19 protein-coding genes and 2 pseudogenes are annotated in these 26,017 nt (G+C 66.3%); 14 read left to right on the top strand and 7 right to left on the bottom strand.

Translation table 11 applies throughout. The annotated features are described in order from the left end of the window. Both MUN33_RS00485 and MUN33_RS00480 read left to right on the top strand, forming a co-directional pair. Positions 1 to 2,286 (top strand): annotated as a pseudogene (locus MUN33_RS00485) (hypothetical protein); the annotation flags it as partial. A gap of 1,262 nt (positions 2,287 to 3,548) precedes the next feature. Further along, on the top strand, positions 3,549 to 4,043 hold the full coding sequence (locus tag MUN33_RS00480) for a hypothetical protein (RefSeq protein ID WP_244802951.1): 495 nt from the start codon (positions 3,549 to 3,551) through the stop codon (positions 4,041 to 4,043). Between the two features lie 179 nt (positions 4,044 to 4,222). Here the strand turns inward: MUN33_RS00480 and MUN33_RS00475 are convergent. After that, positions 4,223 to 5,539, bottom strand: a pseudogene (locus MUN33_RS00475) (ISL3 family transposase). Positions 5,540 to 5,703: 164 nt separating this feature from the next. On the opposite strand from MUN33_RS00475, the gene MUN33_RS00470 reads away from it, so the two are divergent. Continuing rightward, positions 5,704 to 6,381 carry a hypothetical protein gene (locus MUN33_RS00470; RefSeq protein ID WP_244802950.1) on the top strand — a complete coding sequence of 226 codons (678 nt, stop codon included), beginning with the start codon at positions 5,704 to 5,706 and terminating at the stop codon, positions 6,379 to 6,381. Positions 6,382 to 6,415: 34 nt separating this feature from the next. On the opposite strand, the gene MUN33_RS00465 is transcribed toward MUN33_RS00470, so the two are convergent. Next, positions 6,416 to 7,537 carry an acyltransferase family protein gene (locus tag MUN33_RS00465; protein WP_244802949.1) on the bottom strand — a complete coding sequence of 374 codons (1,122 nt, stop codon included), beginning with the start codon at positions 7,535 to 7,537 and terminating at the stop codon, positions 6,416 to 6,418. A 220-nt stretch (positions 7,538 to 7,757) separates the two neighbouring features. On the opposite strand from MUN33_RS00465, the gene MUN33_RS00460 reads away from it, so the two are divergent. From MUN33_RS00460 to MUN33_RS00445, 4 genes are all read left to right on the top strand, one after another. Beyond that, complete coding sequence (locus tag MUN33_RS00460) at positions 7,758 to 9,053, top strand: PorA family protein (protein ID WP_244802948.1); 1,296 nt, start codon at positions 7,758 to 7,760, stop codon at positions 9,051 to 9,053. A gap of 149 nt (positions 9,054 to 9,202) precedes the next feature. Next, positions 9,203 to 10,858 (top strand): MmpA family trehalose lipid delivery protein, encoded by a 1,656-nt coding sequence (locus MUN33_RS00455; protein ID WP_244802947.1) that lies wholly within the window; start codon positions 9,203 to 9,205, stop codon positions 10,856 to 10,858. A 290-nt stretch (positions 10,859 to 11,148) separates the two neighbouring features. Then, positions 11,149 to 11,727 carry a manganese efflux pump MntP gene (locus MUN33_RS00450; RefSeq protein ID WP_244802946.1) on the top strand — a complete coding sequence of 193 codons (579 nt, stop codon included), beginning with the start codon at positions 11,149 to 11,151 and terminating at the stop codon, positions 11,725 to 11,727. Positions 11,728 to 11,746: 19 nt separating this feature from the next. Then, positions 11,747 to 12,199: a hypothetical protein gene (locus MUN33_RS00445; RefSeq protein ID WP_244802945.1), complete on the top strand. Its 453-nt coding sequence runs from the start codon at positions 11,747 to 11,749 to the stop codon at positions 12,197 to 12,199. Here the strand turns inward: MUN33_RS00445 and MUN33_RS00440 are convergent. Then, entirely contained in the window at positions 12,180 to 13,298 is a 1,119-nt protein-coding gene (locus MUN33_RS00440) for a glycosyltransferase family 4 protein (protein WP_244802944.1), read from the bottom strand. The two genes, MUN33_RS00445 and MUN33_RS00440, sit on opposite strands and share 20 nt — an antisense overlap. A gap of 274 nt (positions 13,299 to 13,572) precedes the next feature. Between MUN33_RS00440 and MUN33_RS00435 the strand changes: the two genes are divergently transcribed. The 7 genes from MUN33_RS00435 (at position 13,573) to MUN33_RS00405 (ending at position 21,566) form a co-directional block, all read left to right on the top strand. Further along, positions 13,573 to 14,100 carry a hypothetical protein gene (locus MUN33_RS00435; RefSeq protein ID WP_244802943.1) on the top strand — a complete coding sequence of 176 codons (528 nt, stop codon included), beginning with the start codon at positions 13,573 to 13,575 and terminating at the stop codon, positions 14,098 to 14,100. Next, positions 14,097 to 14,303 carry a hypothetical protein gene (locus MUN33_RS00430; RefSeq protein ID WP_244802942.1) on the top strand — a complete coding sequence of 69 codons (207 nt, stop codon included), beginning with the start codon at positions 14,097 to 14,099 and terminating at the stop codon, positions 14,301 to 14,303. The genes MUN33_RS00435 and MUN33_RS00430 overlap by 4 nt, the downstream gene beginning before the upstream one ends. Positions 14,304 to 14,326: 23 nt before the next feature. Continuing rightward, positions 14,327 to 15,157 carry a class I SAM-dependent methyltransferase gene (locus MUN33_RS00425; protein WP_244802941.1) on the top strand — a complete coding sequence of 277 codons (831 nt, stop codon included), beginning with the start codon at positions 14,327 to 14,329 and terminating at the stop codon, positions 15,155 to 15,157. Between the two features lie 145 nt (positions 15,158 to 15,302). Continuing rightward, positions 15,303 to 16,529: an acetyl-CoA C-acetyltransferase gene (locus MUN33_RS00420; RefSeq protein WP_244802940.1), complete on the top strand. Its 1,227-nt coding sequence runs from the start codon at positions 15,303 to 15,305 to the stop codon at positions 16,527 to 16,529. 39 nt (positions 16,530 to 16,568) lie between these two features. Beyond that, positions 16,569 to 18,857: a 3-hydroxyacyl-CoA dehydrogenase NAD-binding domain-containing protein gene (locus MUN33_RS00415; RefSeq protein WP_244802939.1), complete on the top strand. Its 2,289-nt coding sequence runs from the start codon at positions 16,569 to 16,571 to the stop codon at positions 18,855 to 18,857. A 152-nt stretch (positions 18,858 to 19,009) separates the two neighbouring features. Then, entirely contained in the window at positions 19,010 to 19,648 is a 639-nt protein-coding gene (locus MUN33_RS00410) for a DedA family protein (protein WP_244802938.1), read from the top strand. A gap of 46 nt (positions 19,649 to 19,694) precedes the next feature. Beyond that, a complete protein-coding gene (locus MUN33_RS00405; protein WP_244802937.1) occupies positions 19,695 to 21,566 on the top strand; it encodes a phosphocholine-specific phospholipase C in 1,872 nt (623 codons plus the stop codon). Here the strand turns inward: MUN33_RS00405 and MUN33_RS00400 are convergent. The 4 genes from MUN33_RS00400 to MUN33_RS00385 all read right to left on the bottom strand — a co-directional run bounded on the left by MUN33_RS00400 (position 21,563) and on the right by MUN33_RS00385 (position 25,908). Continuing rightward, positions 21,563 to 22,732, bottom strand: coding sequence for an oxygenase MpaB family protein (locus MUN33_RS00400; protein WP_244802936.1), 1,170 nt, complete (start codon positions 22,730 to 22,732; stop codon positions 21,563 to 21,565). The genes MUN33_RS00405 and MUN33_RS00400 overlap by 4 nt on opposite strands. Positions 22,733 to 22,820: 88 nt before the next feature. After that, positions 22,821 to 23,897 (bottom strand): YihY/virulence factor BrkB family protein, encoded by a 1,077-nt coding sequence (locus MUN33_RS00395; RefSeq protein ID WP_244802935.1) that lies wholly within the window; start codon positions 23,895 to 23,897, stop codon positions 22,821 to 22,823. A gap of 42 nt (positions 23,898 to 23,939) precedes the next feature. Beyond that, the gene (locus MUN33_RS00390; RefSeq protein WP_244802934.1) at positions 23,940 to 25,397 is read right to left on the bottom strand and encodes a YeeE/YedE thiosulfate transporter family protein; all 1,458 of its coding nucleotides are present in this window, start codon (positions 25,395 to 25,397) and stop codon (positions 23,940 to 23,942) included. A gap of 130 nt (positions 25,398 to 25,527) precedes the next feature. Further along, positions 25,528 to 25,908, bottom strand: a complete 381-nt coding sequence (locus MUN33_RS00385; protein WP_244802933.1) for an SdpI family protein — start codon at positions 25,906 to 25,908, stop codon at positions 25,528 to 25,530. Positions 25,909 to 26,017: the final 109 nt, after the last annotated feature.

Raw genomic sequence — 26,017 nt, 5'->3', positions numbered from 1 at the left:
CCCTCGGCCGGGGACACCGCCCGGTCGAACGTGCGCCAGGTCATCCCCTGGAACACCACCGTCACCGACGACAACGGCGACTCCCGGCAGGTCCGGGTCGTGGACACCCCCGACGGCCCGGCGGTGGTCGCCGACGACGGCACCGCCACCGGTGAGGTTCTCACCACCGACACCGACTCCGGGGTCACCTCGACAACCCGCCGGGACGGCCTGGAAGGCCGTCAACTCACCGACCCCGACACCGCCCGCGCCGAGAGTGCCGACGACACCGATACAACCCCGACGTCCGAAGCAGCCCCGGCCGGAACCCCCGGTGACCACGCCGCCAACGGCGCCAACGGCGCCAACGGCGGCAACGGTACTGACGGTGACGGTGATCAGGGAGGCAATGGTGGTGACCTGCCGGTCGGCCCGTTGGGTGCCGGAGGTGTCCTCGCCGGGGCCGCCGGGGCGATTCTCGCTGACCGTCGACGCCGCGATGGCACCCACCGCGGTGACATCAACTGGGGCAATGGGCGCGAACAGTCCCTGATCCTGTTGGAAGGCCCAGACTCCCCACGCGAGCACCGCTTCGACATGGATGTGCCCGACGGCGGCAAGATGGTGAAGAACCCCGACGGCAGTGTCGACGTCCTCGACGCCGACGGTAACGTCGTCGAGCATGTCAAAGCCCCGTGGGCGTTTGACGCGCTCGGCCGACCGGTGGAGACCCATTTCGAGGTCGACAACGACAACGGCACGTTGGTGCAGGTCGTCGACCCGGACCGCACGACTTTACTGCCGATCCTGGCCGACCCCGACAAGCAGAAGAGTGGTGATGCTTCAGCAGCCCAAGGCGCTGTCGCTGGGGCGCAGATAGGAGCTTTGGCCGCTACAGACGATGATACCCCGACGGGTGCGGCCGCCGGGGCACAGGTTGGAGCCCTAGTAGGCAATGCTTCCCCCGAAGCCGGGGCCGACACTCCTCCCGTCGACAGCAACCAGAACCCACCGCAACCCGACCCTGAACAGCGGCGACAGGACAACAACAACCTCAGCATCGCGGCCAACAGCAACCAGAACCCGGCCGATGTCGACGGGGATGCTGATAAGGAGATGCTCGGCGCGATAGACATCACCGGCAGGGAGGAGGGGGTGCCGTGGAAGGAAGATCTCGGCAATGGTGAAGAGGCTGAGCGGGTCATTGTCCCTGGTACTGGTCGGCAGACCGTGGATTCGAGAGTCACCGGCGGACCCAACGGTGACAATGACATCCGTACCACGGCCAACGATCTTAACGGTGTAGATATCTGGTCGCACGAGGAGGAAGGTGGTGGCAGCTACGCGCAGACAGACAACGATAATGACCGACTAATGACCCAACGCTTCGACCAGGCTCCAGCCGCAGGTGAGACGGCTACGCCGTCTGTGACCTCTGAGGCCAACGCCGACAACTCGCAAGGCACGGTGGTGGCCGACAATCCGGACGGTAGTCAGTCGTATGGTGACTACCAGCGCACCGGTGACAACCAGTATGAGATGGAGGTCACCAACCCGGACGACACTACCTCGGGGATTCAATCGACCCAGCGTGACGATGCCGGGGTGAGCACCCGAGTCGACGACCAGGACGGCTCACGGGTGAGTACCGACGGCGGAGCCCCTGTTCCTCTGGACGACGCCGGCAACGATATCTCGCAGAACGGTGACCCGGACCCGAACACGGGGAGGTTCTACGACCCTGAGAGTGGTGAATGGGTCAACGGTGCTGTCCTTGGAGGGGTACCGGTTCACCGTGGCAATGACAGTAAACTCACTGACCCTGACGGCAACGAAGTCACTGTCGGGACCAACAGTGAAACCGGAGAACCAGAAGTGTCCGTGACCGACCCCACGTTCGGGACGTCTGATATTGCCGGGGCGATAAACAGCACCGGAACTAGTATCGGTTTTGGAGCTGCGGAGGAGTCCGCTAAGCGCGTGGGCTCTGAGGCTGATGATCTGCTCCGTGCAAGCCGCTGGGGATCGCGTGCGTTTACCGGCGTGGGAGCAGTCGCAGGTGCTGAGATTGACCGCCAGCAGGGGATGCCTGCGGAAGAAGCTTACATATCAAACTTGGCTGGTGGCGCTGTCGGTCTGGGCGTGGGTGCAGTTGCCACCCCTGCTATTGCTTCTGGTCTCGCGGCGGTAGGAGTGGCTGCTGCCGCACCCGTAGCCGCGCCAGTTATTGCTGTAGTAGGAGCCGCCGCAGTGGCTACGGCAGCGGGAATCGGCATCACTAAGGGAATACAGGCACTATGGAACTGACGTACGTGCGAGAACGGAGCGTCGCATCTGCAGCATCTGGTTGGGCTGTCATATGTGCAGTTCCCGTTTTCTTCTACTACTTCCGAGTTTCCGATGGGCTATTTTCCATTGTAGATATTGCGGCGTTCACAATCGCCTCAGTGTTCGCTATTTTTTGCATGTCATACTCTGCGGTGCCACGGATATTTTATCGGTATGTGCAAAAACCAAAAGGAGTGGAAGTTAGATCATATCTGACTTCCTTTCTCGTCATCTCCATCTTGGCCCTTGTTCCGATGTTTACCCAGATAGCGCTATCCAACAGAGAAAAGTCCCCGGTGACCTTCGCAATTTTTCTTTGCCTTTCGCTACTTACGCTGGCGACGGTGCTGGTTTACATTGCTACAATACTAAGATTGGAAAGCAATGGCTGCTCGTCGGTATACGTTTGCGATGAAGGGATCTTTCTTAAATACGCCGACATCGCCATTTATTGGGATGATGTTACAGATTACAGAAAGTCCCCAAATAAGGGCTACAGAGTGTACTACAGAAACGGGTCACAATCGCAGTTCTTAAATCACATAACGTGTGGGAAGTTGGATATCGGGAATATCCTAGAAGCCAGAGTGGGTGCCGGGTCTTAATTGTTTACGGCCCACGCTGGTGGTGGCGTCATCACCATCGGCCACAGTGAGATCGGCGTTCGTTTCAGCTGACGGGCCCGGTGTCACCCGCGGATCTTTTGACAGGGTGGAAAGACCCTCTTCCGTCTGCAGCTATATGCATCTCCACCCGCCAAGAAGGCCCCATCCCCCCCTCAGTCATGGCGCACGAATCGCGAGCCGAAACACCTACTTTGCCGAGGGTCTTCATCTGGTCGGCGCAAGTTGGTTTGATATACTGATTTCCTCGCAGAGTGCCCTGCCTGCGGATGGGGTATTGGTGCAGCGAGTATTCAACTCGCCGGCCGATGGTCCCGAGCCACAAATAACGGATCTTCCCGACGAGGTAGTCCGTGTTTTGTGTAGCCGTCCTGGAGGGCAGTAGCCGTCATACCCAACTGGAAGATCCGAATACTCGTTTTTACGATCATAGCCGTGCCTATGACCTGGTACGGGTACCAGTATAAAGCGGGAAGCGGCGTAATGGCGACGGCCATCAGTACCCTGTTCACTCTCGGAATCTCGTCGATTCTGCTACCTGGGACTGAGCCGGCACACTTTCCAGAAAGGCTAGGGCGCTATTTCACCAGAGTTGACAGTGCTTCGTCAGGTCTAAGGATGGCTTCATCTTGGAAGGCCTGCGTTCTGGTGATTGGCCCAATTGTCCCGTTACTTACTTCAATAACGCTTGCAGGATTGTTTGATCATTCGTTCTTCCCTGATCGACCGACGTGGGAACTGCACTACACGCTACTCGGTGCTCTGTGCTTGGCACTCCTGATATTTACGGTTTTGTTTATCCCGGTCGGGCTGTGGTGCACGGTGTCACAGAACCACGTCGTGTGGGCATGGACGTACTTCGGAAAAGATGTGTGGGTCAGAGAATACTCGGACGCAACGATGGTGGAGTACGCGAGTACCAACGGCAGTGCCGGCGGTCCGGTTGTGACGATCAGTTACAGCGACGGGGAGGGCGGGCGTCCGACAGCGAAGCTGAAGTTCCGGAATCTGGTGGACTGCACCCGCGAAGAGTTCGGCGATCTGCTGGCGGTATACTTGGGGGAGCCGGAACGTCGAGTGCCTGCCCCAACGACGGGCAGTATGTTCTGGTAGGGCCCCATCCAGCTACCCACCGTGGGCAGCATCGACAGTGCCGTTCGTCGCTCCCGTATCGGAGCCTCCGAAATCTCTCGGGGCTTTCAGTCCCTCAACCGATATCTGAGACTTCGCTGCAACGAGTCCCGTAGCGTTGAGCTTCCACGGCTCTTGTCGATTTATCGGCTCTTCGCGTTCTAGAGTGCATTGATCTGGCCCTTCAGCTGTCCCGAATGCATCAGTGACCTCAAGATGTAATGGTCAAGATTTCGGAACCCCAACGCGATCCCGCGCAGATGCTCGAGCCGTCCATTGACGGCCTCGACCGGACCGTTGGACGCTCCGACGTCGAGATACACCAGGATGTCCACCCGACGACGCCACAATGTACGCCCGAACTGCGCCAACTCCTCCAGTCCCTCAGGTAGGCCCTTGCGCAGCGTGTCGATCACCCTACGCATCAGCTCCTTGCCCCGGGACCGGTCTGGATGCCCGTACGCGCCGTTCAGGTTCTGGTAGAACCCCCAGGTGACCTGCAACGCGACATAGTCGTCGTCAGTGGCCCACAGAAGATCCAGTCGTTGTTTCTGCCGCTCGGTGAGGAAGTTCGTCCTGGTAAGCAGCGTCCGACGGTGCTTGTACAGCGGATCGTCCTTGCGTCCACGCCGCCCCCTGGTTTCACGTTGCAGGCGTTGCCGGCATGCGGTGAGCTTCTCGGCGCCCAGATGCACCACGTGGAACCGGTCCAGCACCTTCGTCGCCGCGGGGAGGGCATGGTCCACGGCGGTGGCGTAGCCGGCAAAGCCGTGCCACTCGTCACGACCTCGACGGTGTCCCGGAACTACGGGTCACGTTCCTGCAGCCAGGTCTTCAAGACGTCTGCGCTGCACCCGGGGCGCATGTCGATCAGGCGTGCCGGCCCGGTTCCGTCGGCCAGTGGGGTCAGATCCACCAGCACGGTAACCATCGAGGACGGCTCGTCAGGACGGCGGGTGTGTTTCCACACGTGTTCGTCGACTCCCAGTATCCTCACGCCAGCGAGGTGATCGCTGGAGTCGTAGACAAGGTTCCGGCACGCCTGAACCGCGATCTTGTTGACCAGTTCCCAGCCCCCACCTAGGGCTTTCGCTGTCGCGGACACGCTCATGCGGTCGACGGTGAGGCGTTAGAGGATCCAGCGGGTCACCCGCTGGGTCAGTTTCGCCCCGTCGTCAGCACACGCCAGTGATGCCTGGAAGGTTCTCCGGTCGCAGGAGTCGTTGGTGCAGGTGAACCGCGGGACCCGGACGTGCAGCCGGGTCGGGAAGCCCACCACCGGCAGATCGACCAGCTGTCGAGTGATGTGATCTCGTCGGGAGCCCGGTTGGCCACAGCCAGGGCACTGGTCGTCGACGGCGACCGGGGTGGCGTTGATGACGGTGAACGGGCCGGCATCGGCGGCGTCCGTGATGGTTAATCCGATTTCAGCGGTGTAGTGCGATGGTGTCGGCGACGAGATTGCCAGTAGGGTGCACTGTAGGGTCCTGGTTCGGTCAGATGAAGGTGTGGTAACTCTCATCTTGTACTGGCCAGGGCCTCTACATGTTGTGCCACACCGCAGCAACCCCACCCTATGCTACGCACTCCCAACCGCGAAGAGCCCGCAAACCGAAACGAATAGGGGAAATTCTTGCCAAAATTGAGCAGCGCAAGAGATTCAGCAATCAAGACCACCCTTCGCGCTTTATGTATCATAATACCAACCCTGGGGACTCTTTCCCTGTTTCACCTTGACGCCAACAGGAAAATCCTCACAATTGCCCTCTGCTATTTCCTCTTTCTTTTCGTGATGATAATACCAGGAGCATTCACACCAAATGCGAGCCCAGTAAGCTTCGTATCTAAAAGAAACCTTCCGGATGGCGGCGTTCGATTAAAAGGTTATTTAATTCATATATTTGCATTATGGCTAATACTCTTCGAAATAATTCTAATTATGCTAGCCTTCGGGATCGGCACCGACTCCAGGCGATGGTACACCGTAGTCACGTGCTCCGTCCTGTACATCCCTGTAATCCTCTGGATCATCCGCTTACTGATACGCGAAAAGAGCCTCGCAGTAACCCTCGAAATACGGAGAGAAAACTTGTCCATTCTCACAATGAAGGACCGCCACATCGAGACAAAGTTCATCAAGGAAATAAATGTTAACGACCGTCTCATAAAACCAACCATATCCATCATATCGCGCGAAGACTGCGACGCAAAGGACGTTGACGCGGCTGCTTTTGCACCCTTTCTTCCTATCGGAACAAGGAACCTAGAATCCCTACTGATCCAGACTCTACGACCGGTTCCAGACGTCATGAAAAGATGATATGAAGGCCCCGTCGGCGAGATCACCCTGTGCCTCAGCCAAGTCGCTGCTCCCGCCACCACCGGTTCACCGCCCGGCGGGCAGGGTCCTCCACCAGGGCGTAGCTCAACGCCGCGACCGGAACCGTGATCGCCACCGTCGCCACGAGAACAAGCACCGTCTGGCCCTGGAAAAGCCCCACCCCCAGGAGCGGGAACACCAGCGACAACATCGCCATGTGCCACAGGAAGATCGAGTACGACCACCGGCCCAACGCCTGCATCACCGCCGAATCCAGCACCCTCGAGGCCGGTGTCACGGCCCACGGCACGATCAGGCTGGCGGCGAAGACCAGGCCGTAGAAGTTACGCCGTGCGAACTCACCGTCCCCCGCCGTCACCAAGCCCTCCGGCCCGTCCACCGCAGCCACGAACACCGCCAGCACCGCCAGCAGGATCCAGATCCACCGTCGGCCCGCCCACCGTCGCACCCGCCGGGCAGCCCTCTCTCTACGGTCGCCGCCAGCGTCAGCCAGCCATCCCTCAAGTTCGGCGGCCAGCAGTCCCGCGCCGAACCACGACAGGAACGCCCACGGCATGATGTGCGCGTTCACCGGCGCGTCGTGCCAGGCAACGAACGGCCACACGTAGCTCAGCGCCCCCACCCCGAGAATCGCCACGACGCGGACCCGGCGGCTCCGGCGCCCCACCGCCAACGCCAGCAACGGCATCAGCAGGTAGAAGAACATCTCCACGCACAACGACCACAGGTGGGTAAGTCCGCCGACCAGACCGTCCGGCACGTAGTTCTGCATCAGCAGCAGGTTCGCCGCCGTCGCCACCGGCCCCGGCGCGCCGCCCTCCGAGGCCACCGGGAACAGCAGCAGCACCACGACCACGGTCCCCCAGTACGCCGGCATGATCCGGGCGAGCCGCTTCACGTAGTAGGACGCCCACCGGGTCTCGCCGGCATGCCGCCGCCACAGCAGGAAGCCGGACAGGGCGAAGAAGACGGGGACGAAGAAGTCCAGGCGGGCCATCATCCTGTTGCCCAGTGCCCCGGTGTCGTTCCCGGTCTGGAAGGCCACGTGGGCGACGATGATCCCTAGTGCCGCGACCGCGCGCATCCCCTCCAGGGCGGGGAGGAAGGGTTTCGGGGACCGGCTCGGCGTGCTCATCGCCGTTCAGGTTACCGTGGTGGCATTGCATTACCGAGATTTCCGGAGCTCTCCAGAGCTTTCCGGATCTCTCCCGACGCACCCCGGGTGAACGTCCGTCACCGGCGTCGCTCTCAGGACATTCCCCGGGTGCGTTCCTCCCCCACATCCTACTTTCAGCCGGTAAAGTAGCCGTGGACACATCGCTCTCTGACGTACACCAGGACAGGAACCAGGCCACATGAAGAAGGTCTTCTCCCACCTCGCCATCATTCTCGGCGCCGCGCTGCTGGTCATCGCACTGGCCTTGCCGACCTACGTCCTCCCCAAGGGCAAGGTCATCCCGAAGGACATCGAATCGGCGACGGTCACCAAGGTCACCCCCGGTATCCTGACGGACGCCGGAGCGCTCGCCGCCGACAAGCCCGTGGCCGGCAAGGAGTCCCTGCCCGAGTGCCGCGGGGAGAACAAGGTGGTCAGCTGCTTCATCTGGCCGGAGACGAACATCCAGTCCCAGCGGTTCGTGATGGCCCAGGACCCCACCGACGACGACGTGGTCACCCTGGAGGCAGGCGGCACCGTCTACCAGGCCGACCTGCCTGAGCCGGAGAACCTGCTGTCCGCCGAGATCGACCGGGTCACCCTGGACCGCAAGACGGCCATGCCCGTCGACAAGCCGACCTCGTCGCTGAACATCACCGCCCCCGGTGTCGAGGGCAGCAACGTCCAGGAGGACGTCCCGCAGTTCACCCGCACCGGGCTGCAGTTCCAGTTCCCCTTCAACACGGAGAAGAAGGCGTACCCGTACTTCGACCACCGGCTGATGGAGACCAACGACATCGACTTCGTCGACCAGGAGAAGATCGACGGAGAGACCGTCTACCGCTTCGAGCAGGAGATCGGCCCGTCGGAGATGTACCCCAACGTCGAGGCGATGCTCAAGGGCGACGGTGAGCTGAGCGCCGCCGACCGCCAGTCGCTGGGTTCCCTGAAGCTCTCCTTCCCGGCGGCGAAGTGGGGGCTCACCCCCGACGAGGTCGAGGGATGGGACGCCGAGGATGCCGGGGATGCCGGAGAGGCCGGGGACGCCCCCGCCGCCGGTAACGACGACGAGGCGAACACTGACGCGGAGGCGGACGCAGAGGCCGGATCGGACGCGGACCTCGGCCCCGATGTCGAGATGAGCCGCTACTACACCGTCCACCGTGTCCTGCGGGTGCAGCCGGACACCGGCGTCATCGTCCACGGTGCCGAGGAAGTGTGGATGTTCTACGCCCGCGACGACGAGGAGGCCGCGGAGATGGCCAAGCCGGAGAACCGTGAGCGTGAACTCGCGAACCCGACCCGCACGGCCTTGTACTACCCCGGTGAGTTCAACGACGAGACCCACGACAGCCAGATGGCACGGGCGAAGGACGGCCTGAAGTCCATGGACCTCATCGGCACCTACATCCCGTGGGCCGCCGGGATCATCGGCGTGATCCTCCTCGTGATCGGCTTCCTGCTCTCCCGGTCCGCCGGCCGGCACCGCGGTTAGACGCCGCCGGCGCTCCCCGTCCGGCCCCCGTCCGGCCGGCCCGGCGCCCTCCTGGCACCGATTACGCCTCCGTCACACAGCGACCTGCGGTTTTACCGGCCGGGCGCCCTGGCGGGGCGTAATCCCCTGCACACACCTACGATGAGACGATGACCACGCAGGACCACGGCCCGTCGCCACACCCCGGCAGACACCGACAGCTCCTGCTCCACCTCTGGTGCATCCTGCTGACCGCCGTCGTCTTCTGGCCCTTTCTGGCCACCCTCGTCAGCTACGCCGCCCCCGGCGGTGCCACCACGTCGTTGATCCTGCGCGACATGGTCGTCCCCCACACCATGGCCCTCAACGACCTGGCCACCGGACGCGACGGGCTCCCCCGCGCCATCCCCCAGGACACCGTGCTGGCGTGGCTCTCCCCCCTCCTGCCGCCGCCCGCGACGGCCAGCATCCTGATGCTGGCCGGGGGGTACCTCGGCGCACTCGGCGCGGCAGGACTCGCGCTGCAGGTGGGCGGACGGCAGGGGGCGCGTACCGCCGCCGCCGTCGCGCCGCTGGTCACCGTGTGGAACCCCTACGTGGCCGAGCGGCTCCTGCAGGGCCACTGGTCGGTCGTGCTCGCCGGTGTGTTGCTGCCCTCCGTGGCGTTGTGCGCTGTCCGCCGCACACCGTGGTCTGTCGCCGCGCTCGTGGCCCTGCTGGTGGTCTGCTCGCTCACCCCGACAGGACTGATCCTGGCGACGGTGACCGCGGCGGTCGCGGCCCTGCTCTCCCCGACGCCGGCACGCCGGCTGCTCACCGTCGCCGGCGTGGGCGCCGTCCTGTCCCTGCCGTGGCTGGTCCCGACACTGCTGCACGTGGGCGCCGGGGCGACCCGGTCCGATGCCGCCGGAGCGGCGCTGTTCGCCGCCCGCGCCGAGTCCGGTGTCGGCACGGTGGGCGCGTTGGCGGGGCTCGGCGGGATCTGGAACGCGGACGCGGTACCGGCTTCCCGTGACGCGTGGGCGCCGGTGAGTACCGGTGCCGGGGTGGTCCTCGCCGTTTTGGCGGCCGTGGCCGCGGTCCTCCTGTGGCGTCGCGGGAACCGGCGGGGCGCTCCCCTGGTGTGGCTCGCCCTGACTGCCGTCGTCGTGCCGGCACTGATGTCGACCGGGCCGGGTGTCGCCGTGACCGGGTGGGCCCTGGAGTACCTGCCGGGGGCGGGCCTGGTCCGTGACTCCCAGAAGTTCGTGGTCCTGGCTCTGCCCGGCCTGATCGTGCTGCTCACCGCCGGGATCACCCGTGCAGCGGGGACGGGCCCGCGCGCCCTGGCCGCCACCACCGCCACGGTGGTCGCGCTGACGTGGGTCAGTGTGCCCGGGCTGCCACGGGACCTCGCGGACCTCGCCCCGGTGGAACTCGACGCCGGATACGCCGGGCTCGCCGACCAGGTGTCGGACTGGCAGGAGGAGAACGCGACGACGGCCAGGATCCTGCTGTGGCCACCCGGGAACTACCGGGTGACCGAGGGGCGCCCTGCCCTGGACCCGGCGTTGAAGATGCTGCCCGGGCGCCCGCTGGACCCCGGGTACCTCATCGTCGACGGTGAACTGGTCGACGGGAACCCGGGGACCGTCGGTGCCCTCAGCGACCTCACCGCCGGGGAGGACACCCTGGCCGACAGGGGCGTCGACCTGGTCGTCATCGACAACGGCGGTACCGACGGCGCCGACGACACCGGGGTGCAGGCCGTCCTGCGCCACCACGAGGAGATCTGGTCGTCCGGACGGTGGAGCCTCTACGGAACCGCCACGCCGGAAGCCGGCTGACGAAGTACGGACGTCAACACCCGTGCGCCCCGGAGTTTCCCCGCACGAACTCTGAAAAACGCGCTTTCGCACTCTCTGACCTGCTGATACCGTTTCCCTCCGACGCGCGGCCCATCCCGTGCGTCGTCCCATGAGAAGGGGAGTAGTTCCCGGTCATCCCGGCCGGAGATGTGTCGACATACCGGCCACGCCCACGCGCAGCCCGGCACCTCACCTGCCCCGCGCAGGCGAACGAGACCTTCGGCCCAGCACATCCCTGCCGGAACAGCCGAGAAGAGGTCCCGACCCCCATGACAACCACCCAACTGCTGCTTATCGCCGTCAGTGTCTCCGCCGACGCCTTCGCGGTCTCCGTCGTCCAGGGCACGACGATCCGCGAACACGTCCTGCGGCGCATCCTGCTGCTGTCACTGGTGTTCGGCGCTTTCCAGGCCGCCATGCCCCTGATCGGATGGACCGTGGGCTCGTCCGTCGCCGACCTCGTGACCAGCGTCGACCACTGGATCGCCTTCGGACTGCTCGCCGGCATCGGGGCGAAGATGCTGGTCGACAGCTTCGCCGCGGGGACCGAATCAACCGGATCGACAGCGGCGGTGTTCACCGTCCGTTCCGTCCTCACCCTCGGCGTCGCGACCAGTATCGACGCACTCGCCGTCGGCATCGGCTTCGCCCTCGTGCCGGTCAACATCCTCGGCGCCGTCGCCGTGATCGGGGTGACGACGTTCCTGGCGTCCCTGCTGGGCGGCTGGCTCGGCCACCACGGCGGCCGGAAACTGGGGCGGCCCGCCACCTTCATCGGCGGAATCGTCCTCGTCGCCATCGGCGTGAGCATCCTGGTCGAGCACCTGGACGTACACTTGGTACCGTGACCTGTCCGAAGGAGGTTCCATGTCCGGGCACCGGTACAGCCAGGCGCCACACCGCCTTCGGGGACGTCCTCTAGCCCCCTCCGTCATCACCCTCATCACGGCCGTCTGCTGCCTCGGTCTTGCCGCCGCCCTGGCGAAACTACTCCCCCGCGACACCGCCGATGACCTGTATCCGTTCATCAGCGCGCTGGCGGCGGGAGGCATCCTGTTGATCGTCGTCGCCGGTGTCGCGGTGGTGAGCGTCCGGTGGTCGAACAGGGTTCTCGCACTGGTGACAGTGGTGTGTCTCGTCATCGCGGCGGTCGCTTACCCTACATCCCAGGCAGAGCAGGATCTTCCGGTCGTCGTCTCGTTCGGCACACTCTACCCACTCGGTGGCACGCTGGGGCTGGCATGCCTGCTCGTCCTCGTAGTCCGTGTGACACAGACGCTGGTCCGGAAGCGTCCGCCCGTCACTCCACGAGGCCGGTGAGCAGTTCCTCCCATGCCGCACCGGTGCGCTCCCAGGAGAATGTCCCGGCGCGACGGCGTGCCGCCTGCCCCAGCTCCTCCAGACGTGACCGGTCCTCCATCAGCTGGCCGAGCGTGTTGATCAACCCGCCCTCCGAACTGACCAGGATGCCCGTGACCCCGTCGACGATGCTGTCGCGCAGCCCGGCCGAGGTCCTGTACCCCAGCGTGGGGACCCCGTGCAGTCCAGCCTCGATCACGGCCAGTCCCCACCCTTCCTTCCTGCTGGGCAGGATGTGCAGGTCAGCTCGTGCCAGGATGCGGTGCTTCACCTCCTCGGAGACATGGCCGTGGAACACCACGTGCCCGGCCACCCCGAGGTCCTCGGCGTGCCGGCGCAGCCGTTCGGACCACCACCCGTCGCCGATGATGTCGAGGTAGGTCTCCGGATGCGCCGGAAGCACGCTGGCCAGGGCGTCCATGGCGTGCTCGATCTGTTTGTGCGGCACCAACCGCGACAACGTGACGAGCCGGAACCGTCCGTGATGCCCCGGGGTATCCGTCGGGACGGCGTCGGTGGGGCCGGGGACGTCGACGCCATTGCGGATGACCGTGATCCGTCCCCGCTCCACCCCGAGTTCCACGAGTTCCTCCGCGCTCGGCTCAGAGACCGTCACGTAGGGGGTCCGCCGGTGCACCCACGGTGACAGCCGGGACTCGATGAACCAGCCGAGGCGCGACAGCACCGGGCCAGCGACGGGCCACTGTTCGCGGTGGCAGTGGTGGGTCAGCAGGACGGCGCGTGCACCGTCGCGTCCAGCCCCGGCGACGACCCGGGCGAAGAAGGGGACGCCGTTCTGGGTGTCGACGACCACGTCCGGGCGTCCGGACCGCAGCATGTGCCACCAGGCCCGCGGGTACACCGTCAGGGCCCCTCCCCCACGGCTGTAGGTGACACCGTTGCGCTGCTCCGACGGCGCTGACCCGGGGTAACGGGCGGTGCGGAAGGTGACCTCGTGCCCCTGCCGTGCCAGGTACTCCGCGACACGCTCGAGGTAGACCTCGCTGCCACCGCCCTCGGGGTGGCCGGAATCTCGCCAGCACAGCAACAGAACCTTCATGACCGTTCTCACGATACAGGGCGGGTCCGCGGCGGCCGTCGCACCGCGCATATCAACGGGTCCCCCGGCGACTGGGGTGACCGACTGCCGCCGCACAATGCACAGTCACAGCGTTATACACAGCTTCAAGGGATCCCGTACTCTGCGTCACCGAGAGACTGCCCTCCTGAAGCTATCGTTCTGTCCATGGGGGAACAATGGTGCACTGGAGACATGGCAGACGAGACGCTGCGCACTCCTGGACAGCCTAGCTTTAGCCAGACAGACCATCAGCATGAATCACGCAGCAGCTGTCGGGGCCGTCGAGAACATCGACCGGACGCTGTACCCGGCGTTGGTCGCCGAGTTTCAGGGGTTCTGCCGAGACCTACACGACGAGACGATCTCTACCATCTCCGAAGAAGCATCGTGGCCGACCGAACAACTGGCAGCTCTCGCAACCGCTGCCATAAGAAAAGGCCGGGGACTCAACCACAAGAATCCGTCCCCATCGGTCATAGACGAGGACTTCCGATCCCTCGGCCTGCCGATCTGGCGGCGTGCTCAGCAGCTACACCCCGAAGACTACCCGGGCTGGCGGGCATCGCTGGAGACACTGGTCCGGATACGGAACGCGGTGGCCCACAGTGACCAGGAACGAATCGACCTCTTCTTCACCAAGCGCCAGCTGACCTTCGCCTACTGGGAACACACGAGAAAGCTGCTGACGGAACTCGCCATTGTGATGAACTCGGTGGTCAGGACATACTTGGTGGAGATCACCATGGTCACCAGCCGAGGAGAGGACCGTGACTGGCGATGACTAGCCCCAATGCGACAGACCCGAAAGCCGGCGACACCGTCCGCATCGTCTTCGGCGTCGACACGGTCGACGCTCTGGTGGTCAGGGTCGAAGGCGACAAGGTCACCATGCAGATCATCTGGAACGACCCCACCACCCCTGAAGAGGACATCGAGCCCGTCTTCGTCACGTACCCCCGTCAGCTGGTCATGCCCAAGGAGTGACCCCGGTCTGGGATCATCAGGACATGCCCTCGGATTCTCCCGGCCCGTCCTCCCCTTCCGGACTCCCCACCCTGCGCCGACGCGCGACACTGCGCCGTTCCCTCGGCCTACTCAGTGACTTCCGTTTCGAGCAGAGCGACCCCGACCGGTTCTACGGCCACCTCGCCGAGGACACCGTCGGGCTCATCGCCGACCTCTGGAACGACGCGTCCGGCGCCCCCCTCCACGAACGCCGCATCCTCGACGTCGGCGGTGGCCCCGGGTACTTCGGACGCGCCTTCGCCGCCGCCGGGGTGCATCCGGGTGACTACGTGACCTGTGAACCCGACGTCGGGGAGATGGCGGCCGCGGGGATCCGCCTGGAGTCCTCGGTGCGTGGCTCAGGCATGGACCTGCCCTTCGCCGACGGCGTCTTCGACGTCGCCTACTCCTCCAATGTCGCCGAGCACGTCCCGGATCCGTGGCGGATGGCGGACGAGATGCTGCGTGTGACCCGGCCGGGCGGGCTGATGGTCTTCTCCTACACCTGCTGGCTCGGACCGTTCGGCGGTCACGAGACCGGCCTGTGGGAACACTACGTGGGCGGGGAGTTCGCCGCCCGACGGTACGAGAAGCGGAACGGGCACCCGCCGAAGAACCGCTGGGGCGAGAGCCTGTTCAACGTGTCCTGCAACGACGGCCTGCGGTACGCGCGGGAGGTCTCCGCAGGGCGGCGGGACGCCGACGCCGAGGTCCTCGCCGCCTTCCCCCGCTACCACCCGTGGTGGGCGTGGTGGATGGTGCGTGTCCCGGGCCTGCGGGAGGTGGCGGTCTCGAACCTGGTCCTGGTTCTGCGGAAACGCGCCACAGCATAGCTTCACGACACAAAACCGCAGGAAGACGGCACCCCCGAACCCCGCCCGAATGCCACACGCAAACAGATATGACGATAGAGTGATCAGCGACACATGTTGCACACCGATGTCGTCGCACCAACAAGTGAGGCAAGTGAGGACCGTCATGACGAACACCAGCATCCCCGAGGCTTTCATCTACGAAGCCGTACGAACTCCGCGCGGTAAGGGCAAGCCCGGCGGCAGTCTCCACACCGTCAAACCCGTCGACCTGCTCAGCGGGCTGATCACCGAGATCCTCGACCGCAACCCGGGTCTGGACCCGGCGGCCGTCGGCGACATCATCTCCGGCGTGGTCACCCCGGTGGGCGACCAGGGCATGGACATCGCCCGCACCGCGGCCCTGAACGCCGGCCTGCCGTACTCCGCCACCGGCGTGCAGGTCAACCGCTACTGCGCCTCGGGTCTGACCGCCCTGAACCTGGGCGCAATGAAGGTCCGCTCCGGCTGGGAGGACCTGGTCCTCGCCGGCGGTGTGGAGTCCATGTCGCGGGTCCCGATGGGCTCCGACGGCGGCGCGCTGGCCATGGACCCGGAGACCTCCTTCGCCAACGACTTCATCCCGCAGGGCATCTCCGCCGACCTCATCGCCACCCTCGACGGCCTCACCCGTGAGGACCTCGACGCCTACGCCTCGCGTTCCCACGAGCGTGCCGCGAAGGCGTGGGAGGAGAACCGCTTCGCCAACTCCGTCGTGCCGGTCAAGGACCGCAACGGCGTGACCCTCCTCGACCGCGACGAGACCATCCGCCCGGGGACCACCCCGGAGAAGCTCGCCGGCCTGCGTCCCGCTTTCGCCTCCATCGGCGAGATGGGCGGGTTCGACGCGGTGGCGCTGACGAAGTACCCGCAGCTGGAGATCATCAACCACGTGCACCACGGCGGCAACTCCTCCGGCATCGTCGACGGTGCGTCCCTGCTGATGATCGGCTCCGAGGCCGCCGGCACGAGGAACGGCCTCACCCCGCGCGCCCGGGTCGTCGCCGCGGTCACCACCGGTGTGGAGCCCACGATCATGCTCACCGCCCCCGCCCCCGCCGCCCGCGCGGCCCTGGAGCAGGCCGGCCTCACCGCCGACGACATCGACGTCTGGGAGATCAACGAGGCGTTCTCCTCCGTCGTGCTGCGCGCCCAGCGTGACCTGGACATCCCGGACGAGAAGCTCAACATCAACGGCGGCGCCATCGCCATGGGCCACCCGCTGGGCGCCACCGGCGCGATGATCACCGGCACCGCCGTCGACGAGCTGCACCGCACCGGTGGACGGTACGCCCTGATCACCCTCTGCGTCGCCGCGGGCATGGGTGTGGCCACCATCATCGAGCGCGTCTAACCACTGCTGAACCCCGATTTTCTCTAGGAGATACACCTCATGAGCGACAACATCATCGCCTGGGAGACCGACGGCAACGGCGTGGTCACCCTCACCATCGACGACCCCAGCTCGTCCGTCAACACCATGAACGACGCCTTCCGCGACTCCATCCGGGAGACCGCCGCGAAGCTGCAGGCCGGCGTCGAGGCCGGCGAGGTCAAGGGTGTCGTCGTCACCAGCGCGAAGAAGACCTTCTTCGCCGGTGGCGACATCAAGACCATGATCAAGGCCACCCCGGACGACGCCGCGGCCCTGCGTGAGCAGATCGACGGCATGAAGGCCGACATGCGCACCATCGAGACGCTCGGCGTCCCGGTCGTCGCCGCCCTCAACGGCACCGCGCTCGGCGGCGGCCTGGAGATCGCCCTGGCCGCCCACCACCGCATCGCCGCGGACACCCGGGGCGCCAAGTTCGGCCTGCCTGAGGTCACTCTCGGCCTGCTGCCCGGTGGCGGCGGCGTGGCCCGTGTGACCCGCATGCTCGGCATCCAGGACGCCCTGATGAAGGTGCTGACCACCGGACGCCAGTTCAGCGCCGAGGCCGCCAAGGAGACCGGCCTCATCGACGAGATCGTCCCCGCCGACCAGCTGATCGACGCCGCGAAGGCATGGATCGCCTCGGAGCCGGAGGCCTCGCAGCCGTGGGACCGCAAGGGTTACCGCATGCCGGGCGGCACCCCCACCACCCCGGCGCTGGCAGCGATGCTGCCCAGCTTCCCCGCCAACGTCACCAAGCAGATCAAGGGTGCACCGATGCCCGCCCCGCAGGCGATCCTGTCTGCCGCGGTGGAGGGCGCACAGCTCAAGCGTTTCGAGGACGCCACTGCCGTGGAGACCCGCTGGTTCGTCTCCCTGGTCACCGGCCCGACGTCCAAGAACATGATGCAGGCCTTCTTCTTCGACCTGAACCACTGCAACGGCGGCGGCTCCCGCCCCGTCCAGGAGGACGGCACCCCGTACCCGGCCACCACCTTCACGAAGGTCGGTGTCATCGGTGCCGGCATGATGGGCGCCGGTATCGCCTACGTCGCCGCCAAGGCCGGCATCGAGGTCGTGCTCAAGGACATCTCCGAGGAGAACGCGCAGAAGGGCAAGGCCTACTCCGAGGGGCTGGAGGCCAAGGCACTGAAGCGCGGCAAGACCACCGAGGAGAAGTCCGCGGCACTGCTGGAGCGCATCACCCCGACCGCCGACTACGCCGACCTGGCCGACGTCGACCTGGTCATCGAGGCCGTCTTCGAGAACACCGAGCTCAAGCACAAGGTCTTCGCCGAGATCGAGGCGGCCGTGCCGTCCACCGCCGTCCTGGGGTCCAACACCTCCACCCTGCCGATCACCGGCCTGGCCGAGGGCGTCGACCGCGCCGCCGACTTCATCGGCCTGCACTTCTTCTCCCCCGTGGACAAGATGCCGCTGATCGAGATCATCTCCGGTGAGAAGACCGACCCGGCCACCCTGGCCAAGGCCCTGGACTTCGCCCGCCAGATCCGCAAGACCCCGATCGTGGTCAACGACTCCCGCGGGTTCTTCACCTCCCGGGTGATCGGCACCGTGCTCAACGAGGCGATGCGCATGCTCGTCGAGGGTGTCGACCCGGCCGTCATCGAGGCCGCCGGACGCCAGGCCGGCTACCCCGCCCCGCAGCTGCAGCTGCAGGACGAGCTGAACCTGAAGCTGGCCCGGAAGATCTCCGCGGAGACCACCGCCGCCGCCGAGGCCGCGGGCGTGACCGTCGACGACGGTGGCGTCACGGCCCTGGTCGACGCCATGCTGGACACCTTCGACCGTCCCGGCAAGCTCGAGGGCAAGGGCTTCTACGAGTACGACGAGAACGGCCGCCGTGCCGGGCTGTGGTCCGGCCTGCGTGGCGAGCTCCGCGAGAAGCTGGGCGTCACCCCGGTGACCGTGCCCGACGGCGAGGCCACCACCGCCGGATCCGACCTGGACTCCACCGTCGCCGCCGGCGGTGCCCCGACGCTCAACGACCTCATCGAGCGCATGCTGTTCATCGAGGCCCTGGAGACCCAGCGCTGCATCGACGAGAACGTGCTGACCTCCGACGCCGACGCCAACATCGGCTCGATCCTCGGCATCGGCTACCCGGCCTGGACCGGCGGCAGCCGCCAGTTCATCGTCAACTACGTCCGCCCGTCCGCCGCCGCGCTGCCCGCCGACGCCGGTGACGACTACCCGACCAGCGGTGTCGCCGGGTTCGTCGCCCGTGCCGAGGAGCTCGCCGCCGCCTACGGCGACCGTTTCGCCCCGCTGGACTCCCTGAAGGGCTAGCGGCTCCCCTTCCCCCACCCTGACGACGGTCACTGCCCGACAGTGACCGTCGTTCTGTATTCATAGCCGTCTGACAGCGCGCACGCAGTATCATCGCCTATATTTGTTGGAGCATTTGCCCGTCATCATCGTATGAAAGCTCCGGAGGCCCCGTGTTTGATTCCGTCGTCGACTGGGCCGTCTCCCTGATGGACACCCTCGGCGCCGTGGGCGTCGGCCTCGCGATCCTCGTCGAGACCGTGTTCCCGCCGGTCCCCAGCGAGCTGGTGCTCCCCCTCGCCGGGTTCACCTCCACGCAGGGCGAACTCAACGTGTGGGCCGCCTTCATCGGCGCCACGACGGGGTCCCTGGTGGGCGCATGGCTGCTGTACTGGCTGGGGGCCGCGGTCGGTGCGAAACGCCTGCGGGCCATCGCCGAGCGGATGTGGCTCACCGAGGGCGCGGACGTGGACAAGGCGCTCCACTGGTTCAGCCGGTACGGGGAGACGTCGATCCTGCTGGGACGGCTGGTACCGGGTGTGCGCAGTCTGGTGTCGATCCCGGCCGGCGTCCACCGTATGGGGCCGGTGAAGTTCTCGGTGCTCACGCTGATCGGCTCGGGCGTGTGGAACGGCGTGCTGATCTGGCTGGGCGTCGCGTTGGGGGAGAACTGGACGGCCGTGTCGGACGTGATCAACCGCTACTCCACCTGGGTGTACGCGGCCCTCGTCCTGGCCGTGGTGGGCTTCGTGGCGTACCTGGTGGTGCGCGACCGGCGCCGTAAGGCACGGCGGTTCAGCGACAGTTCATGACCGGGACACCGGCGGGACAGACCGGCCCCCTATGTTCTGTCCGGTCATGGATACCGACAACACGCCCCCGCCCAAGAGAACGACCCGCCGCTCCTTCCTGAAGGGAGCCGTCGCCGCCGGAGCAGCTGCGGCGGCAGGTGCGGTCTCCACCTCCCTCCTGCCGCCGTCACTGCTGAACCAGCTGGCCACCGCCGCCCCGGCGGGGTCCCTCCGGGATCTCGAGCACGTCATCTTCCTCATGCAGGAGAACCGCGCCTTCGACCACTACTTCGGGACGCTGCGCGGCGTCCAGGGGTTCGACGACCCGTCCGTGCTGAGGCGCCGCGACGGCGGGACCGTCTTCGAGCAGCACGACGGGGACGGAACCACGGTGCTGCCGTTTCCCATCCGCGGCTCGGCGGGACGCCAGTCGATGGACGCCGAGAACGTCGACGCCCTCAACCACGAGTGGGAGGGTGGCACCGCGGCGCTCAACGGCGGCTGGTGCGACAACTGGATCGAGGCGAAGACCGCCTCGACGATGGCCTACTACGACCGCGAGGACCTGCCCTTCCACTACGAGCTCGCCGACACCTTCACCCTCTGCGACCAGTACTTCTGCTCGGTGCCGACGAGCACCTCACCGAACCGCAACTACTTCTTCTCCGGCTACACCGGACCCGAGCCGGCCTCGCCGGACGAGCGTGCCGTGGACAACCGCGCCTACGAGGCGACCCACCCCGGCTACGACTGGCGGTGCCTCGCCGAGACCCTGCAGGACGCCGGGATCGACTGGCGGGTCTACCAGGAGTGGGACAACTTCACCGACAACAACCTGGAGTACTTCACCTACACCAGGGCGATCGCCCGCAAGGTGTTCCCCGGCCCCTTCGCCACCGGGGAGACGTACTACTCCGCGCTGCAGAAGGCGCGCGACGTCGGCGCCGACGCCCTCGTGGCGGCGATGGAGGCACGGCTGGCCCGCAGGCTCGACGCCCTCAGCGACACCGAGCGCACCATCTTCGACCGGGCGCTGTACCGCTCCGAACCCGGGACGACGACCCAGCGCCTCGCCGCGGACATTGCCGCCGGGACGCTGCCGGAGGTCTCGTGGGTCGTCCCGCCCAGCACCGAGTCCGAGCACCCCTCGGCGTCCTCCCCGAGGGCGTCGGCGAACCTGGTCTACCGGATCCTCGAGGCGCTGGGCGACAACCCGGACGTGTGGCGCAGGACCGCGCTGGTGATCACCTTCGACGAGAACGACGGGTACTTCGACCATGTGCCCCCGCCCCGGCCGCCGGAGTCGGAGGAGGACGAGTGGTACCGGGGTGAGGCGTTGGGGTTCGGCAACCGTGTCCCCACCCTCATCGTCTCCCCGTGGACGGTTGGCGGGTTCCGGTGCTCGGAGGTCTTCGACCACACCTCGGCGGCGCAGTTCCTGGAGACGTGGAAGGGCATCGAGGTGCCGCTGGTCTCGGACTGGCGACGGCGCATCAGCGGCGACCTGACCAGTGCCTTCGACTTCCGTCGGCCGCGTGCGTTCACCCCGGTGGGGGCGCCGGCACCCACCGCCGGACTGGAGCCCCGGTGGCTCCCCGAGCCGCCGGCGACACCGTCGATGCCCACCCAGGAGCCCGGGGAGCGTCCCCGGCGTCCCCTGCCTTACTCGCTGTCGGTGGCCGCCACGCCGCGTCCCGACCGGTCGGCCGTGGAGCTGACGATGCACAACAGCGGAACAGCGACGGCGAACCTGCTGGTCTTCCCGTTCCACACGCCGGACGGAAAGGTCACCGGACACGACGTGCTGGGGTCAGTGACGGTCGACGTCCCCGTCAGCACGGACGCTGACGGGGACGGACGGTACGACATCGTGGTCGCCGGCCCCGCCGGCTTCCACTTCACCGCGCGCGGCTCGTTGGGCGGCCCGGTCGGACCCTAGCCGACCTTGTAGCCGTCGGCCTCGAGGGTCTCCTTGGCGGTGTCCTCGGACTCGGCGTTCTTGAACTCGAGGATCGTGTCCTGGTGGTTGTGGTCGTAGGCTTTCTGGCCCTTGCCCTCGGCACGGAGCCTCAGCAGCTCCTCGCGCTGCTCGCGCGGGGTCTGCGGGACACCGAACATCCGTCGGGCGACCTCGGGGGTGTACACCTTCGGTGTCTCGGCGGGGATCCCGCGGATCGCCGGGTCGATGTAGCGCTCGGCACGGGGGCAGATCCTGCCCACGACCCACATCACGGCACCCGGGGACTTACTGAATGCGGTCAAGATGGGCTTCCACAGCGCGAACATCGCCGCATCCATGGCCTTGGACTGCTTCAGGCCCATCATGCCGCGCATCCAGTGCGGGTACGTCGCGATGACACTCCGCCGGAACAGCGGGCGTCCGATCATCCGCAGAGGCTTCGGGAGGTCGACGAAGGCGTTCTCGAAGGCGTCGAGGATCTCGGAGATGTTGTAGACCGCCGCTTCCGAGGCCGAGAGCTTCTCGCGCCAGCTGTCGAGGTACGCCTGCACCTCGCCACGGGTGGACGGCACGTCGTCGAGGTCGATGGGCTGGAACTGTGCCGCGATCTTCATCTGGGCCCAGTACTCGTTCTCCTCGTCGCGGGAGAGTGTGCCGGGGCCGAACTTCTCGTAGACGTACAGGATCGAGTGCCAGGCGGTGACCAGGATCCACAGCTGCGAGGACGGCTTGTTCGCCTCGTAGTCGTTCCCGGTCACCGGGTTCACGCCGTAGGATCGGTCGTGAACCTTCATGAGGATGTCGGACATCCGGGTCACGGTCTGTGCGTCGGCGAAGGTGACGGCCGCGAAGTACTCCATGGTGCGGTCGTAGCGCACGGGCATGCGCTTGATGACCTGACCGGAGGCGTCGACGGCGGCGACCAGGTCCGGGTCGAGGTGCTCGATGGTGACGGCACGGAAGAAGCCCTGCAGCGCGGACGCCGGGTAGGTCCAGACCTTCCAGGCGACCGAGCCCGGCCCGAAGAACCCCTCGTCGGCGCGGACCAGGGTGTCCCCCTTCCCGCCGCGGCGGAACCTCCGGGGCGTGGTGTCCTGTGCCGCAGTGGGTGCGTCGTTCTCATGGCCGGAGATCGGACATGCCATGGTGTCCTCCATCGTGTCGTAGCGAACTTGTAGTGATCACCACAGAACGCTACTCGAGAAGGAATCGTTGTGGAACGGAAACAGGAAACTAGTCCGACGACGTCGACCCCGCCGCCGGACGCGCCGCCGGATCCCCTGGCGCGACGGAGTCGTCCCCGGCCTCCCCGGCCTCTGCAGATTCCGCGGCCTCCCGCACCGTCCTGGCCCGTTCCATGTCACGGGCGAGCTGCTCCTCCGCCTTCTCGATGGCCACGGTGTCCCGTGTCTCCACCTGCAGGCTCTCCTCCGCCGGCAACCCCGCCTTCAGCTGCCGGACCCGTTCGACCTCACTGTCGACCACGGCCCCGAACAGCAGCACGATATTGACGATGAACAGCCACAGCATCAGGATCACCACGCCGGCCAGGGCACCGTAGGTGATGCTGTAGTTCCCGAAGTTGACGACGTAGAAGAAGAACACCACCGAGGCCAGGACAGCGCCGGCGATCGCCAGCACGGCCCCGGGACTGACCCACCACATGCCCTTGACCCGGATGTTCGGCGTCGTCCGGTACAGCAGCCCGACGAACAGGATGACGACGACGGCAATCACACCCCACCGTGCCACACCCCAGACCCGCAGCGTCGTCTCCTGGAGACCGACCAGGGAACCGAGCATCTCCGCGATCGGGCCGGAGACACCGAGCGCAACGAAACCGAAGGCCATGAGGACCAGTAGAAAGGCGGTGAGCAGGTACATCTGGACGTTGTACTTGATCAGACCACGTCCCTCAGGGGCGCCGTAGATGCTGTTCATCGCCCGGCCGAAGGTCTTGACGTACCCGGAGGCGGTCCACAGGGTGGTCAACAGGCCGATGAACAGGCCCAACCCCGCGGCCGAGGTGTTCAGGATGTCCTGGAGCACCGGCTCCACCGCTCCCCAGGCGGATGCCGGCACGACCCTCTCCGCCTCGTCGAGCATCGACACCACGCTCTCCTCGCTCTGGCCGAACAGACCCAGGATCGACACCAGGGCGATGAGCGCAGGGAAGAGGGCGAGCAGTGTACGGAAGGCGAGACTGCCGGCCAGGTCGATGCACCCGGTCGCGAGAAAGCGCCGGAACGACCGGCCGGGGACGTACCGCCAGGCAGGGGCCGAGGAATGAACTGAAACGTCGATGGTCACAGGTTAGCGAAACCTCCGCACTCCCCGCGACAGGACGCGCCCCTACACACCCCGTCTGACGTCGATCACCCAGCCGGCGTCCCCGACCGCCTCGAACCGGGTGACCTCGTGACCGTCCGTCGCCGCCCACCGCGGCAGGGCGTCGGTCGCCTGGGTGCAGTCGAACTCGATGACGAGCTCGTCCCCGACGTCGATGCGCCGGATAGCGTCCTTGGCCTCGATCAACGGGAACGGGCACACCGCACCCAGGGTGTCCATCCTCCACCGTCCGTCGCCCAGGTCCGTGAGACCCCCCTTGTCACGGGACGCGCCGACCAGGCCCACCGCCGCGGTGTTCAGCACCGGCGCGGTGAGCACCGCGGTACCGGACGACGCGGCGGCAGCGCCCGTCATGACCTGTGCGGGGACCGTTCCGCCCGTGCCGTCGGTGCCGTCGGTGCCGTCCTGTGCCGACGGGGCGTCGTCCTGCGGGTTGTACGGCTGGTCCGGCTTCAGCCAGATCTTCGCGGCGGCACCGACGCCGAGGGCGATCGCGATGATCGCCACCCACCCCTGGTAGCTGAACAGGGACGTCTGGACCATCCCGTTGCCCACGGTGCAGCCGCCGGCCCACACGGCACCGACGCCCATCATCACGCCACCGGCCACGGACCGCACCGCCTGCCGGCCGTCCGGGACACGCACACGGAACTCGCCGGACGCCTTGGCGGCGATGAAGGAGCCGACGAGGATACCGAGGACCAGCAGCACACCCCAGTTCCAGTTCGCCGGGTTCGCGGTGGTGATCCAGGACGCCACGTCCGCCGACGGGGTGGTGATGCCGAGACCGGAGTTACGGCCGGTCGCCGCGGACAGCGGCCAGGCGACGACACCGATGACACCGACCACCGCCGCGGTCACGTAGAAGTGCCACGGCTTCTCGGTGAGCAGGTGCGCCAGCCCGGTCTTCTTCGGGGCGAGGGTGGCCGGTGTCGGGGTCGCACGGTCGCGGGCGACGTAGTGTCGGACCATCATGGCCGTGACCACGACGATCAGCACCACGAACACCCACGGGGTGACCCCCAAGGTCTCCGGGACGGTCGTGGCCTCGACGGTGTACCCGCCGAGCCAGTCGTTCATCCCGGACAGCGGGCCGTAGTTCATCGCCGCCGCCGACAGGGCGTACATCGCCAGGGCGATCCAGGAGCCGACGAGCCCCTCGCCGGAGCGGTACCACGTGCCGGACGCACAGCCGCCGGCCAGGACGATGCCGAGACCGAAGATGACACCGCCGACGACCACGGCCAGCGGCGCGAAGTCGCCGACCGACGGTTCGATGACCCCGGCACTGGTCAGCGCGGTGAGGCCGACGGCGTGGACGGCGATCACGACGAGCAGCGCGGTTACCCCGCGCCACGTCCGCTGGGTGAAGATGTCGCGGAGAAAGCCGGTGACGCAGAACCGGCCGCGTTGCATGACGAAGCCGAGGACGGCACCGACGGCCAGTCCGGTGATGAGCATGAGGTTCCTCCCTGGGATCCGCCAATGGACAGATCGGTCTGTTTGCGACTATGGACCCTACACGGGGCCGATATGACAGACAAGGGGTGGCACAGGGCCCCCGGACCTGCGCAGAGACCGATCCGACCCGTCAGCGTCGCCCGGCCTGGACCTTCTTCGCCGCCTTGTTGGCCGCGACCGTCCCCACGACGACCGCCACGGTCTGGAGGCACACGGCGGTCAACGGCACAGCGACCAGCGCCTCGGGGACGTCGTTGCCCGAGACGACGAAGCCGAGGATCAGCGCCACGGTGATCACGGTCATCACCACCCCGAACCAGCCGGACACCCTCATGTGCGGGACCGCCGCCCGATGGCCGGCGTCCCACGCCTCGTCCGAGGACAGGGTGGACGGCACCCGCAGGCCGTAGATGTGGTTCCTCCGGAACGTCCCCGCCGCGGACCTGCGGGCCATGTCGAAACCGATGGCGGTCACGAGGACGAGAGCTCCGAGCGAACTGAGTACGGACACCACTCTGGGGCTCCTTTTCATCGATCCCGGACGCCCCTCGCCCTCCTCGGAGACGAGGCAGCGCAGGATGTACACTGTTTTCCAAGGGTAAACTCTTCACCACGTTTCA

This window comes from Corynebacterium kalidii (genome assembly GCF_022869005.1).
GTDB lineage: Bacteria > Actinomycetota > Actinomycetes > Mycobacteriales > Mycobacteriaceae > Corynebacterium > Corynebacterium kalidii.
This window is presented reverse-complemented; position numbering and strand designations above follow the sequence as displayed.

Bases quoted from the DNA above. Each gene is read 5' to 3' on its own strand.
- MUN33_RS00390 (WP_244802934.1), bottom strand. From the start codon at position 25,397: ATGCTCATCACCGGACTGGCCGTCGGTGCCGTCCTCGGCTTCGTCATG.
- MUN33_RS00440 (WP_244802944.1), bottom strand. From the start codon at position 13,298: ATGAAGGTTCTGTTGCTGTGCTGGCGAGATTCCGGCCACCCCGAGGGC.
- MUN33_RS00420 (WP_244802940.1), top strand. From the start codon at position 15,303: ATGACGAACACCAGCATCCCCGAGGCTTTCATCTACGAAGCCGTACGA.
- MUN33_RS00425 (WP_244802941.1), top strand. From the start codon at position 14,327: ATGCCCTCGGATTCTCCCGGCCCGTCCTCCCCTTCCGGACTCCCCACC.
- MUN33_RS00460 (WP_244802948.1), top strand. From the start codon at position 7,758: ATGAAGAAGGTCTTCTCCCACCTCGCCATCATTCTCGGCGCCGCGCTG.
- MUN33_RS00415 (WP_244802939.1), top strand. From the start codon at position 16,569: ATGAGCGACAACATCATCGCCTGGGAGACCGACGGCAACGGCGTGGTC.
- MUN33_RS00435 (WP_244802943.1), top strand. From the start codon at position 13,573: ATGAATCACGCAGCAGCTGTCGGGGCCGTCGAGAACATCGACCGGACG.
- MUN33_RS00445 (WP_244802945.1), top strand. From the start codon at position 11,747: ATGTCCGGGCACCGGTACAGCCAGGCGCCACACCGCCTTCGGGGACGT.
- MUN33_RS00400 (WP_244802936.1), bottom strand. From the start codon at position 22,732: ATGGCATGTCCGATCTCCGGCCATGAGAACGACGCACCCACTGCGGCA.
- MUN33_RS00430 (WP_244802942.1), top strand. From the start codon at position 14,097: ATGACTAGCCCCAATGCGACAGACCCGAAAGCCGGCGACACCGTCCGC.
- MUN33_RS00405 (WP_244802937.1), top strand. From the start codon at position 19,695: ATGGATACCGACAACACGCCCCCGCCCAAGAGAACGACCCGCCGCTCC.
- MUN33_RS00450 (WP_244802946.1), top strand. From the start codon at position 11,149: ATGACAACCACCCAACTGCTGCTTATCGCCGTCAGTGTCTCCGCCGAC.
- MUN33_RS00465 (WP_244802949.1), bottom strand. From the start codon at position 7,537: ATGAGCACGCCGAGCCGGTCCCCGAAACCCTTCCTCCCCGCCCTGGAG.
- MUN33_RS00455 (WP_244802947.1), top strand. From the start codon at position 9,203: ATGACCACGCAGGACCACGGCCCGTCGCCACACCCCGGCAGACACCGA.
- MUN33_RS00480 (WP_244802951.1), top strand. From the start codon at position 3,549: ATGGCTTCATCTTGGAAGGCCTGCGTTCTGGTGATTGGCCCAATTGTC.